Here is a 12,113-nt window from a genome sequence, read left to right as displayed (position 1 = left end):
GCAGCTATAAGCAATGTTGCCGGTCAACCCATGGGTCTCGAACATCTCGAAAAAATAGCGCTCCGAGTATGAGAGGTTCTGGCGGGAAAAGGCGATGATCTTCTCTCCCCTCAGATCCTCGATGTCGATCTCGCTTCGAAGAGCCAGCGGGCTTGTCTTTTCGACAGCCAGCAGATAGCGCTCATGCCCGATCGAGAAGAAGCGCAAGGATCCGATGTTTTCGACCGGGCGGATGAAGCCGAGATTGATCTGGCCGTTCTCGATGGAACGGATGATATCGCTGGTCGAGCCACTCGTCACATGCAGAGCCACATCCGGAAACTTCCGGGCGATGCGCGAAAGAAACGCCGGCAGCACCCCTATAGTCGTATAGACGGTCCCGATCTTGATCGTGCGCGCCGCCTTGCCGGCAGCAGACCGTGCCACATCCATTGAGAGCCCGACATCGCCGATGATCCGCACCGCCCGATCGTAGAACACCTCCCCTGCCCGCGTCAGTTCCACTCGGCGCGTCGACCGTTCGAGCAACCGGACACCGAGCTCCTTCTCGAGCGCCTGGATATGAGCACTCAACGCCGGCTGAGCAATGCACATGCGCGCCGCCGCGCGATTGAAGTGCAGCTCTTCGGCGACCGCAACGAAATAGGAAAGCTGCCGTAATTCCATTTGAGCACACCGAGATCGCTGAAATTATCTGAATTTAAGATAACTGAAAATCAGATATAAATGAAGCCCCCATCTCAAGGCAGGTGGGCAAATCGTGGCGAAGACTCTCGGTACGGCACGGCATAGAGCGCTGATCGCGCTGCTTATTGCAAAGCGTGAGGCCGCAGGACTCACGCAAACAGAACTTGCGACAAAGTTGGGAGAGTATCAGTCCTTTGTGGCGCGCCTTGAAAGTGGTCAGCGTCGCGTGGACGTCGTCGAGTTCCTGGAGTTCGCCGACCTCTTAGACTTCGACCCTCTCGATGCACTCGATGAGCTCAAGCGCATCAAGGGATGACCGCAATCATCGCCCCCTGATTGGCATTCCACTCGCTGTAACAAGCTACACGCCTCGCAACGTCGACAGCGAACGCTGGATGTCCAGAAGCCGCAAACAACCCTGTGTCAATCTTGCAATTTAGATCTAACTAATATCTACTGAATGTGGTTGTACTATACGCGGCTCCAAGCTCTTGATCATGTGATGGTTTTGCTGAGGATGCTTCATGTTTTTGGTCCACACCGATCTCGATGAAGCCATCCAACGATGGCGCGACATCATGTTCGCATCGTTGCCATCGGACCGACTTGGCGCGTACGTCGCGTTGCGTAAACATGATCTGACCATAGAACTTCACGACGTCGACGAGGATAACGATCTTCTCGTCTTTGCCACTGAGGGCGAAGCCTTGGCCGAACGCTTCCGTTTAGCTTACCCGTATGTCGTGACATATGCAGGGAATCCCGGCTACCCGTTAGAATATCTGGTTTGGCTTTCATTTCACATGCAGGCAAACTTCGATCGGCTCGGTGTCCTGGAAGTGAGCGCGACTTATGAGGACCAAGGCGGCGAAATCGAAAACATGTCTGCCGTTGCCATGGGTTTCTCTCACCAGGGCGACCTTCAAGAATTCATAGATCGGTTCGATGGGCACGACCTGAGCCAGGATCCACACTTCGGCTACGAGGTGTATGTCTCCGAGGTCAGAGGCCCCTCTCTATCCCAGGGGTCGCTGATCCCGACTCCGCTGGACGCCGGCTGAGGTACACCGAGAACCCTTGAAAGAGCCCGGGGGTCGCTGCGTAACTCGAATTGATCAGTTAGGAACGACGCGGGCCTTAGACTCGACCTGACGTCCCTTCGGGACGATCAACGGGGTATTGGATACCGGATCGGGAATGATAACGGACGGCAGGCCGAACACGTCATCGACCAGGCGCTCGGTCACAATGGTCGACGGCTCGCCTTGTGTGACGATCGCGCCGTCCTCCATCGCGATCAGGTGTGTCGCATAGCGGCACGCGTGGCTGAGGTCGTGCAGAACGGCGATAATGGTATGCCCCAGTCGGTTTAGATCCGCCAGCAGATCCAGGAGTTCGATCTGATGGGCGATATCGAGAAAAGTGGTCGGTCCGCGCCAAGTATGAAGGCAAGCGCGACCCGTTGCAGGCGCCACTCAACCACAATCATTCGGACCTGATCGTCGCCTCCGCCGGCGAGTGCGTTTAACACGTCAGCAAGAGCGATCGGATACTTTCCACTTGCCAGCGGGTGCAGTGCCGATAGGTGTTAATCAAACGCCGCGAGAGCTGTTTCGAACAAACTCAGAGCTAAGTTCGATCATCGCCAATAACGAAATCATCACGCCGTGGCGTGAACGTATCAATCAGAAGTCCATCCGTCAGCGCCACCACGCCATGGACAAGGTTCGGCGCAACGATGAAGCTGCTTCCGGGGCCAAGTCGGGTCGTGACACCCTCAACGGTGACGTCAAATGTCCCCTCCGCCACATAGCTTACCTGCGTATGCGGGTGAGAATGGAGTGCGCCTATCGCACCCTGATCGAAGCTGAAGGCGACCAGCATTATCTCCGGCCGTTGGCTCAACACGGCGCGGCGGTTTCCAGGGCCAACCTCAGTCCAGACGACATCGGCAGGCAATGAATAGTATCGCATTCGGTCCTCTCAACGAGCTAACCATCCGCCGTCCACCGGCAGGATGGTGCCATGCACATAGTCGGATGCGGATGCCGCAAGGAAGACTGCTGCTCCCACCATATCGCCGGGCCGCGCCCATCGCCCGGCTGGGATGCGCTTCAATATGTCGGCACTGCGCTCCGCATCCGCGCGAAGCGCCTCGGTGTTGTTCGTCTCCACATAGCCGGGCGCGATGGCGTTGACGTTTATGCCCCTGTCGGCCCACTCATTCGCCAAAAGCTTGGTCAACCCGGCAAGGCCGCTCTTGGACGCGGTGTAAGAGGGGACTCGAATGCCGCCCTGAAAAGACAGAAGAGATGCGATGTTGATGATCTTCGCGGAACTGCCTTTCGCAATCGCAGCCTTTGCAAACGCCTGACTGAGAAAGAATGCGGATTTGAGGTTTGTGTCCAGCACTGCATCCCAGTCCTCTTCGCTGAAGTCCAGTGCGTCGGCACGGCGGACAATACCGGCATTGTTCACGAGAATATCGGGCGTCGCACCCAATGCCAGTGCTTCTTCGACGACCTGTGCCGATTTTCTGGTCTGCGAAAGATCCGTGGTGATGGCGAGAAACCGCCTGCCGACAGACGCAACTTGTCGCCTCGTATCGGTCATTGACGATCGGCCCACGCCGACAATATCTGCACCGGCTTCAGCCAATCCGATGGCAATGGCCTGACCGATGCCTGTGTTGGCGCCGGTGATGATCGCGAAGCGGCCACTGAGATCAAAGAGGCTCATCGAAGCGCTTCCATCGGCACCCGGTCCATATCCGTAAAACTCATGTTGTCTCCGGCCATGGCCCAGATGAAGGCGTAACGCCCTGTCCCGGCGCCGGAATGAATGGACCAGCCCGGCGACAGAACGGCTTCATGGTTCTTCAGAACAACATGCCGCGTTTCGCCCGGTTGCCCCATGAAGTGAAAGACACGTGTTGTCTCCTGCATGCCAAAATAGAGGTAGACCTCCATCCGCCGGTCATGGACGTGGGCCGGCATAGTGTTCCATACCGAGCCCGGCTCGAACACGGTCAACCCGACAAGCAACTGGCAGCTTTCGCAAACATCCGGGTGCACATACTGGTTGATCGTACGGGCATTGCACTCCTCGGCGGAACCCAGTCTTACCTTTATTGCCATTTCGCGGGTGATGTGAACGGTCGGGCAGACCCGATGAGCCGGAGCGCTTAGAAGATAGAACAGCGCCGGCTCGCGAGGGTCGGAGCTGGTAAAACTCAGGGAAGCTGCGCCCAGTCCGACGTAGAGTGCCTCCTGGTAGCCGAGTTGATGAACCTTCCCACCAATACGAACCGCACCTGCTCCACCGATGTTGATGATCGCCGCTTCACGGCGATCCAGGAAACCATCCGTCCCGGTCTCGGGAACACGCTCGATGGTCAACGTTTCGGACATCGGCACGATGCCGCCGATGATCATGCGGTCGAGATGGCTGTAGGTGAGATTGGCTTGACCGGGTCGGAACAGCTCCTCGATCACGAAGCCGTCCCTTAGACCCTGCGTGTCGCGCCTTGCAGTATCCTCTGGGCCAACGACCTGTCTTACTGATACGGAAATAGTCACGGCATATGCCTCTTATCTCTAGGAAATCGCTCAGGTGAGCACGACGTATTCTGTCAGCTGGTTGATCGTCGTATCGGCCTTCTGGACATCGAAGACCTTTGTTCCGTGGCTCATAATCACGAAGCGGTCACACACCTGGTAGGCGTGGTAGATGTTGTGCGTCACCAGCACGCTGGAGACGTTCTCCGCTTTGAGCTTAAGCACCTGGTTCAGCAGAGCCTCCGTCTCTCGCACGGAGAGCGCCGATGTGGGCTCATCAAGCAGCAGCACCCGCTTCTTGAAATAGACGGCGCGAGCAATGGCGACCGCCTGTTTCTGGCCGCCGGAGAGGTTGCCGACAAGCGTATCGGGAGAGTCGATCCCTGAGATATGCACGGCGTTCTGCAACACTTCCATTGCGATCTCTCGCATCTCGGCTTGCCTCAAGAAGCCGAACCGATCCGTCAGTTCGCGCCCCATGAAGATGTTGCGGGTGATCGAGAGGCTGTCGACCAGCGCCGTATGCTGGTAGATCGTTTCGATCCCGGCATCGGCGGAGTCCGAGCGACAGCTAAACATCGTCCTCTTGCCATCGACACTAAGATAACCCTCCGTCGGCTTGTGGATGCCGGAGATCAGGTTCACCGTCGTCGACTTGCCGGCGCCATTGTCCCCGAGAAGGCCAACCACCTCGCCTTCGCCGATATGAAAGCTGAGATTGCGCAGCGCCGTCAGCGCGCCGAAGCTTTTCGAGATGTTGTGCAGTTCGAGAAGGTTTGACATCAGGCAAGACCTCGCCGCTCGATAAGATGGTTGAAGATGGCGGCCAGCACGATCAGCGTCGCGATGAACATGTCGAGATAGAAACCAGGCGCCCGCAGCAACAGAAGCACGTCGGTGATGGTGTGGATCAAAAGCACCCCGAGGAAGATGCCGATGATCGAGCCGCGACCGCCGCGCAGAGACAGGCCGCCGATTACGCAGGCCGCGATCGCCTGAAGTTCGAGACCCGCCCCCTGACCGGGCTGCACGCTGCCGACACGTGCGGTGGCGAGTATTCCGGCAATTGCCGCCATGCCGCCGGCAATCGCAAAAGCTACCATTTTCACCCGATCGGTGTTGATGCCGATCGCCTCGGCCGCACCGCGATTGCCGCCTGTCGCAAAGACATGATTGCCAAAGCGGTGGCGATGAAGGAGGAAGTGGAAGCCGACAACGAAAAGAATGATCCAGATGAAGGCGGCATTCACGCCAAGCAGAGTGCCGGAAAACAGGCTGGAAAACACAGGTTCCGGATCGAATCGCACCTGCACGGCTCCGTTATAGAGCAGGACGGCACCACGCCAGAACAGCAACCCGCCTAGCGTCACGATAAACGACGGCAAGCCGAAGCGAAGGGTGATCTTGCCGTTTAAAAGCCCTATCAGGACACCGGCGACAATGCCGAGAGGTGCGGCGAGGAAAGCGCTCAATCCCGCTTCGACAAGGGTTGCCATCAGAATGGCAGTAAAGGTGTAGACCGAGCCGATGGAAAGATCGAACTCTCCGGCAATCATCAGCACCCCCGCGCCAAGTGCCAGACAACCGAGCACTGGCACGGCCTTCATCAGGATCGTAAGGTTCTGCGGCGAAAGATAGCGGAAGTCGTCCGGGTAGAGCAGCGCGCCTGCGATGCAGACGATCTGTAGGGTCACAAATACGAGGAAGATCGCGCCTGCAGGCATGCCCATGATCTGCTTGAGCAGCGATTGTCTCTGGCTCCGCGACCGGGGCGCGGCACTTTCTGAAAGAATAGGTGTCACGGTCTGGCACTCGATCGTTTGGAGAAGCGGATCCCTGCCGGCATCACCGGCAGGTCCTTTGGGCGCCGTTAGCGGAAGCTGCCGATCAGCGGCTTGACCGAGCTGATGCGTGATTTGTCAAGGAATGCGCCTTGCCCCGTGTCGATGTCGGTCGGCGTCAGACCGTATTTCTTGGCAAGCGCGATCTGGGCGATCGGATAGTAGCCCTGCAAATAGGGCTGCTGGTCCATGGTCGCAAACATCGCACCCGATTCCACCGCATTGACGATCTCGACTGCAAGGTCGAAGCCACCGAACGGGATGTTGACGCCGGCATCCTTGATGGCACCTGCACCAACGGTCGAAGTCACCGAACCCGTACCGAACAATGCCTTCACGTTCGGATTGGCGATCAGGAATTGTGCGATGATGTTCTGGGCCTCGGCCGGATCGAGCCCCGCACGCACGGTCTCAACCTTGATGCCGTTTTCCGTCATCGACTTTTCGATGCCGCCGCCTCGAGCAACGGCGAAGCTTGCTTCTGGAATCTCGCGCGGATTGAAAACGACATCACCGGACTTTAGGCCGAACTCCTTGATCATGCGGTTGCCGAGCTCGTAGCCCGACGCAAACTCGTTCATGCCTACATATGCCTGGCGGCAATTTCCCTTGGCGCCGTCAAGGTCGTCATTGTTGAAACCGATGACGACGATACCCGCCTTTACCGCCGAGCAGATGCTCTCGTCGAACGCATCCGAAGAGGAAATCGCAACCGCGATGCCATCGACGCCACTTGCTGTCGCGCTTTCGATCAAATCGTTTTGGCGGACAGGATCGTTGTTGGCGTACTGGACGTCGAGATCGACTCCGAACTGTGCGGCTGCGTCTTGCGCCCCCTTCACCACGGGGTTAAAGAACTGGACGCTTGGATCAAGATAGATGATCATCGTTGCCTTGACGTCCGCGGCAAGCGCCGTCGACGCCATCATGGTGGCGACGCCGCCGGCGAGTACGGCGGTTTTCAACCTGGTCAATTTCATTTGCGTATCCTCCCTTTGGATGTGCAATGCGGGTCCACAGGACCCAAGTCTCGGCTGGCGGCTCCGACCAAAGATCACGCCAGCCGAGATTTTCCCCCTTGAGCCTTTCCGACTTGTTCTAGATGCGAAGAACCTCCTTCTTCGCTGCCGCTATTGCAGCGTGAACCACGGAGCCGGGCGTCCGAGCGTGACGTGCACGCCCTTGAACTGCGAGTATTCATCAAAGCCGTAGCGGCCGAGTTCACGGCCAAGGCCGCTTTTCTTGTAGCCGCCGATCGGCAACTCCGGCGTCCCGTCGATGACACTGTTGATCCAGCAGCGACCGGCGCGAATACGACGAATGCTCTGAAGCGCGTTTTCCAGATTGGTGGACCAAACGCAGGCGGACAGACCGAATTCCGAGGCATTCGCCATAGCTACCGCTTCATCGGCTGTCTTGAATGTCAACGTCGACAGTACCGGCCCAAAGATCTCTTCGCGCGCAATCGACATTTCGGGCGTCACTCCAGCGAAAACCGTCGGCGCATAGTAGAGCCCCGCCTCCTGGCCGACCCGCTCGCCGCCAAGCAGCAGCTCAGCGCCGGAAGCCAGACCGGCTTCCACATAGGAGTGTACCTTCTGGGCATGGGCGTCCGAGATCATCGCGCCGATCTTGGTGCGTTCGTTGAGCGGATCGCCGAAGGTCACCTTGCGGGAAATGTCGAGCAAACGTTCCATCAGCGCATCGCGGATGCCTTCCTGAACCAGAAGCCGGCTGCCGGAAATGCAACACTGCCCGGCATTGTGATAGACGCCATAGGCGATACCGTCGGCCGCAGCCTCGATATCGGCGTCAGCAAAGACGATCTGCGGGCCCTTGCCGCCAAGTTCTAGACCGACACGCTTGACGCTGCGCGCCGCGATCTCGCCCAGCTTGGTTCCAACGCGGACCGAGCCAGTAAAGGCAACCATATCGACAGCTGGGTCTTCAGCCAGGACCTGACCCGCGGGATCGCCGTAACCGGTGACGACGTTGAAGACGCCATCGGGAATGCCGGCCTCGCGCGCCAGCTCAGCCATGCGGATCGATGTGCCGGAGGTGAATTCGGAGGGCTTCAACACCACCGTGCAGCCCGCCCCGATTGCCCATGGTACGCGTTCGGAAGCGATGATGAAGGGGAAATTCCAGGGTGTGATGATGCCGACGACGCCGACGGGTTCACGCAGCACCAGTCCAAGGCGATCATCACCGATGTTGTTGTGGCTCTGGCCTTCCAACGCTCGCGCCTGGCCGGCGGCATAGGACCAGAGATCGGCGCAGAAACCGATTTCGCCGCGAGCTTGGGCAATCGGCTTGCCGACCTCCAGGCTTTCGGCCAGCGCTAGCTCTTCTTGGTGCACAAGGATGAGCTCTGCAACCTTGAACATCAGACGTGAACGCTCGGCGCCTGACATGCGCGGCCAAGGGCCGGTGTCAAACGCACGACGAGCCGCATTTATCGCCAATCGTACATCGTCAGCGGACGCTTCTGGCCACGTGCCGACCACCACACCAGCGTGGCCGGGAGAAATCCGATCAATCGTCCGACCGGTGGCTGCGTCCACCGACTTTCCATCGACAAGCATCTGGTAGCGGCTTTTAATACCAAGGCGAGGGTCGTTGTGATTGGGTGCAATAAAATTAGACAGCAATATCCCAAGGTCGGATGCAGAGCCCCGACCCCTCCCTGTTTTGTCCGGCCTTAGGACCGCCGGATTTATGTTGCGCTTGAATTGTATGGTACTGTATGGTGGATTAAATGGGATGTCAACGCAATGACGGCGAAAGGAACGAACCTGGATACGCTGAAGATTGACACGGGCGAGACTGCGGCGGCGCAGGTAGAGCGCGACCTCAGGGAGGCAATTATCCGCCTTGAACTCGCTCCTGGCATGCGGCTTTCTGAACAGGAGATCGCAACACGCATGGGCGTGTCGCGTCAGCCGGTGCGCGAGGCTCTAATTGCGCTTGGCAAGTCGAAGCTGGTAGACATCCGCCCGAACCGCGGGACAGTCGTCGTACGCATCTCCGCGCGGCAAATGATGGAAGCGCGCTTCGTACGCGAAGCGATCGAGACAGCCGTCGCTCGACGCGCGAGCGAGAGCTTCGACGACTGGTCGCGTCGCAAGATTGACACAATACTCTCTCGCCAGAAGGCTGCAATGGAAGCGCACGACCATAACGCGTTCCGGCGTGAGGATGAGCAGTTCCACATCGCGATTGCGGAAGGCGCTGGTTGCGGCCTCGCTTGGAACGCCATTTCCGACATCAAGGCTCACATGGACCGCGTATGCAATCTGCAGCTGCGGCACCCTGATCGGATGCAAAGATTGATCATCGAACACGAGGCAATCGTCCACGCCATCGACTCGCGGAATGCCGACGCGGCGGCTGCTGCAATGCGTGAGCACCTCAACGGCATTTTAAGCGATCTTCCGCAGATTGAAGCCGCCAATCCCGATCTATTCGAGTGAGTGCACACGTCGGCAGCTGCGCTTGACGCACTCAATCGCTAGGCCCCAACGAAAATACATGGCCTCGTTGACAATGGCTGACCCGCCGACCTGAGGTGCCGGCACGTTCTCAGACGTATCTCCAAGAGAGGGATTCGATTCGACACGACTGCAATTCGCCATGAGACCGGACCCGTACAGCACAACCTCCCCTAGCGCGTCAGCCCGCTTCAGTGCGAGCGAGCAGCGCGACAAGGCCTGCACGTATGTGATCGATGTGTTCGTACATGAGCTTGGCGCCCTCCTCGAAGGCGCCTTTCTCACACAGGCGCAACAGCTCCTCATGCTCGGCCACCGCCCTTTCGCGGTCGCCGCGAATGGTCGACAGCTGGACGCGAGTGTGTCGGTCACACTCAACGAGCAAATTCTGCACCGCAAGCAGAATGCGGGGGCTGCGCGCGTGCCGATACAGTGACAGATGGAACTCTGTGTTCAGTTCGTTCCAAACATCGACATCGAGCCTGTCGATCGACGTCGAATACCGCGCCTGCATCTCACGCAAGGCTTCAAGGTCCTCCGCCGAAAGCAAGGGAGCCGACCTCTGGAAGAGGAACGGCTCGAAAAGGAGCCGCATGTTGAACAGCTCTTCGATCTCGTCCACGGTCAGTTGGGAGACGATCGCTCCCCTATGCGGCAGGATCTTGAGCAACCCTTCGCTTTCGAGCTGAACGAGGGCCTCTCGGATAGGGATGCGGCTCATTCCAAGGTCGCTGGCCAATCCATCCTGGCGCAATTGAACGCCGGGGGCATAGTCCCCTGCTAGAATGCGATTGCGGATCTCCTCTGCGGCTGCAGATGCCATCGTCTTGTGCTTGAGGCCTTTTCCGACTGCGGTCACGGCAACGATTCCTGATTGATCTGCCACAGCCTATAGTGGGCGCTAGATTTTATACAATATTCGCCCGAGATCTTTCCTTACTCCGCTTCCTCCATGCCTCGCTTCCTCAATAGAGGGGACACCCCTTGATCGCGCTCGTTTTATATTTTATACAATATACAAATATTCGAAGGAGCACCCATGAAAATCGTCGGCATCGATGTCTTCAGTTACGAAGTTGGATATGCTCATGGCACCTACGTCATGTCGGGCAACCGCATCGCCAGCGCCGAGGACGGAACGGTCGTGCGCGTCAGGACAGACGAAGGTCTCGTCGGCTGGGGCGAGATCACCACACTCGGCAAAGTGTACCTGCCCACCTTCCCCGCCGGCATCCGCACCGCCTTGAAGGATCTCAGCGAGGCGCTGATCGGCGTGGACCCGACCAACATCGGAATGGTCGCGCGGGTGATGAACTCAACGCTCATGGGTCAAGAGTTTGCGAAAAGCCCCATCGACATCGCTTGCTGGGATATCCTCGGAAAGTCGCTGAACCGGCCAGTGTCGGCACTTATCGGTGGCGTCCTCAACGAGCGCTTCACGATCTACGAGGCCGTGCCCTTGGATCGCCCGGAAGCCATGGCGGAATTTATCCGCGAGCGCCGCCGAGCCGGCATCAACCGGTTCCAGCTCAAGGTCGGTAACAACCCTTTAGATGACATCGCGCGCACACGCGCAAGCGTGGAAGCCGGTGACGCCGAGACCGTGATCGTCGCCGATTCTAATGGCGGCTGGTCGCTCGCATCTGCGAAGCTGGCGCTGCAGGGGCTGAATGGTCTTCCCGTCTATGTCGAGCAGCCATGCCGCAGCACGGCCGACTGCATTCTTGCCCATCGCGGATCGTCGGTCCCGCTGGTACTCGACGAGTCCATCGTCAACCATGACGAGGTGTATCGGGCGAAGTACGAGGCTAACGCAGTTTCCGTCAATCTTAAGTTCGGAAAGCTCGGTGGCCTGACCAACGTGGTGAAGGCGCGCGACCTGCTTCAGGAGCTGAACATGGCGGTATCGGTTGAGGATATGTGGGGCGGCGACATCATTACGGCCGCGACGTCGCACGTTGCCGCAACCACTCGTCCGGAGTCTCTCCTGATGACGCCGTTCTTCAACGACTGGACGGATGGCCATCTGGCAAACCACACGCCTCGCTCCTCCGGGGGCTTCGGCTCCGCGCCCACGGCGCCGGGCCTTGGCATTGAGGTCGACGTATCGCGGCTGGGCGAGCCGTTGTTCGTCGTTGGAGTGAGGTAATTCGCGAAGTTCAATTCATCTTGGATCGAAAACACCCCATCAATGATGAAACAGCGCAGTTGATCGGCAGGCCTACCGGAAGACAGCGGTCACGTACCATGCCTCCGGATCGACAAGCACGACCCTCCCATTCTTCCAGGCGCTCGTTTGGCGCAGGAGCGGATTGTCGATCGTTGCGACATCCAGGACCGATCGGCGTTCCATGACCGCGGTGCGGTCGATGACGAAGATGATGTCGGGGTTCGTCGCCTGAATGAACTCGCTGGTTACAGGTTGTCCGTGGAGACCGGTCTCGGCCGCTTCATTGGCAGGCTTGACCCCGAAGGCATCGAACACAAAGCCGTATCGCGAGCGCACGCCGAACGCACTGAAGGCGCCATTGTTGTGC

Annotated in this window: 14 protein-coding genes and 1 pseudogene; 4 read left to right on the top strand and 11 right to left on the bottom strand. The window is 58.5% G+C overall.

Annotated elements, in window-relative coordinates:
• Positions 1–666 (bottom strand): LysR family transcriptional regulator (locus VGO12_RS27195; protein ID WP_327515834.1); only part of this gene is annotated, 666 nt, incomplete at its 3' end.
• 94 nt (positions 667–760) lie between these two features.
• On the opposite strand from VGO12_RS27195, the gene VGO12_RS27190 reads away from it, so the two are divergent.
• Positions 761–1,003: a helix-turn-helix transcriptional regulator gene (locus VGO12_RS27190; RefSeq protein ID WP_327515833.1), complete on the top strand. Its 243-nt coding sequence runs from the start codon at positions 761–763 to the stop codon at positions 1,001–1,003.
• 208 nt (positions 1,004–1,211) lie between these two features.
• Positions 1,212–1,748 carry a hypothetical protein gene (locus VGO12_RS27185; RefSeq protein WP_327515832.1) on the top strand — a complete coding sequence of 179 codons (537 nt, stop codon included), beginning with the start codon at positions 1,212–1,214 and terminating at the stop codon, positions 1,746–1,748.
• A gap of 54 nt (positions 1,749–1,802) precedes the next feature.
• Here the strand turns inward: VGO12_RS27185 and VGO12_RS27180 are convergent.
• The 8 genes and pseudogenes from VGO12_RS27180 to VGO12_RS27145 all read right to left on the bottom strand — a co-directional run.
• Positions 1,803–2,117, bottom strand: a pseudogene (locus tag VGO12_RS27180) (hypothetical protein); the annotation flags it as partial.
• A gap of 199 nt (positions 2,118–2,316) precedes the next feature.
• Positions 2,317–2,571, bottom strand: a complete 255-nt coding sequence (locus VGO12_RS27175; RefSeq protein ID WP_414650790.1) for a cupin domain-containing protein — start codon at positions 2,569–2,571, stop codon at positions 2,317–2,319.
• Between the two features lie 99 nt (positions 2,572–2,670).
• Entirely contained in the window at positions 2,671–3,426 is a 756-nt protein-coding gene (kduD, locus tag VGO12_RS27170; protein ID WP_327515829.1) for a 2-dehydro-3-deoxy-D-gluconate 5-dehydrogenase KduD, read from the bottom strand.
• Positions 3,423–4,265, bottom strand: a complete 843-nt coding sequence (kduI, locus tag VGO12_RS27165) for a 5-dehydro-4-deoxy-D-glucuronate isomerase (RefSeq protein WP_327515828.1) — start codon at positions 4,263–4,265, stop codon at positions 3,423–3,425. The genes kduD and kduI overlap by 4 nt, the downstream gene beginning before the upstream one ends.
• Positions 4,266–4,295: 30 nt before the next feature.
• Positions 4,296–5,027 carry an ATP-binding cassette domain-containing protein gene (locus tag VGO12_RS27160; RefSeq protein WP_327515827.1) on the bottom strand — a complete coding sequence of 244 codons (732 nt, stop codon included), beginning with the start codon at positions 5,025–5,027 and terminating at the stop codon, positions 4,296–4,298.
• Positions 5,027–6,046, bottom strand: a complete 1,020-nt coding sequence (locus VGO12_RS27155; protein WP_327515826.1) for an ABC transporter permease — start codon at positions 6,044–6,046, stop codon at positions 5,027–5,029. Before VGO12_RS27155 ends, VGO12_RS27160 begins: the two co-directional genes overlap by 1 nt.
• Positions 6,047–6,114: 68 nt before the next feature.
• The gene (locus tag VGO12_RS27150) at positions 6,115–7,065 is read right to left on the bottom strand and encodes a substrate-binding domain-containing protein (protein ID WP_327515825.1); all 951 of its coding nucleotides are present in this window, start codon (positions 7,063–7,065) and stop codon (positions 6,115–6,117) included.
• Positions 7,066–7,215: 150 nt separating this feature from the next.
• Complete coding sequence (locus tag VGO12_RS27145) at positions 7,216–8,736, bottom strand: aldehyde dehydrogenase family protein (protein ID WP_327515824.1); 1,521 nt, start codon at positions 8,734–8,736, stop codon at positions 7,216–7,218.
• Between the two features lie 123 nt (positions 8,737–8,859).
• Here VGO12_RS27145 and VGO12_RS27140 point away from each other — a divergent pair, with 123 nt between their 5' ends.
• Complete coding sequence (locus VGO12_RS27140) at positions 8,860–9,558, top strand: GntR family transcriptional regulator (RefSeq protein WP_327515823.1); 699 nt, start codon at positions 8,860–8,862, stop codon at positions 9,556–9,558.
• A gap of 199 nt (positions 9,559–9,757) precedes the next feature.
• Here VGO12_RS27140 and VGO12_RS27135 read toward each other — a convergent pair whose 3' ends face one another.
• Entirely contained in the window at positions 9,758–10,435 is a 678-nt protein-coding gene (locus tag VGO12_RS27135) for a GntR family transcriptional regulator (protein ID WP_327515822.1), read from the bottom strand.
• A gap of 180 nt (positions 10,436–10,615) precedes the next feature.
• Here VGO12_RS27135 and VGO12_RS27130 point away from each other — a divergent pair, with 180 nt between their 5' ends.
• Complete coding sequence (locus tag VGO12_RS27130; RefSeq protein WP_327515821.1) at positions 10,616–11,725, top strand: mandelate racemase/muconate lactonizing enzyme family protein; 1,110 nt, start codon at positions 10,616–10,618, stop codon at positions 11,723–11,725.
• Between the two features lie 72 nt (positions 11,726–11,797).
• Here VGO12_RS27130 and VGO12_RS27125 read toward each other — a convergent pair.
• On the bottom strand, positions 11,798–12,113 hold a 316-nt coding region (locus tag VGO12_RS27125), incomplete at its 5' end, for an ABC transporter substrate-binding protein (RefSeq protein WP_327515820.1).

This window comes from Ensifer sp. (assembly GCF_035999135.1).
GTDB lineage: Bacteria > Pseudomonadota > Alphaproteobacteria > Rhizobiales > Rhizobiaceae > Ensifer.
This window is presented reverse-complemented; position numbering and strand designations above follow the sequence as displayed.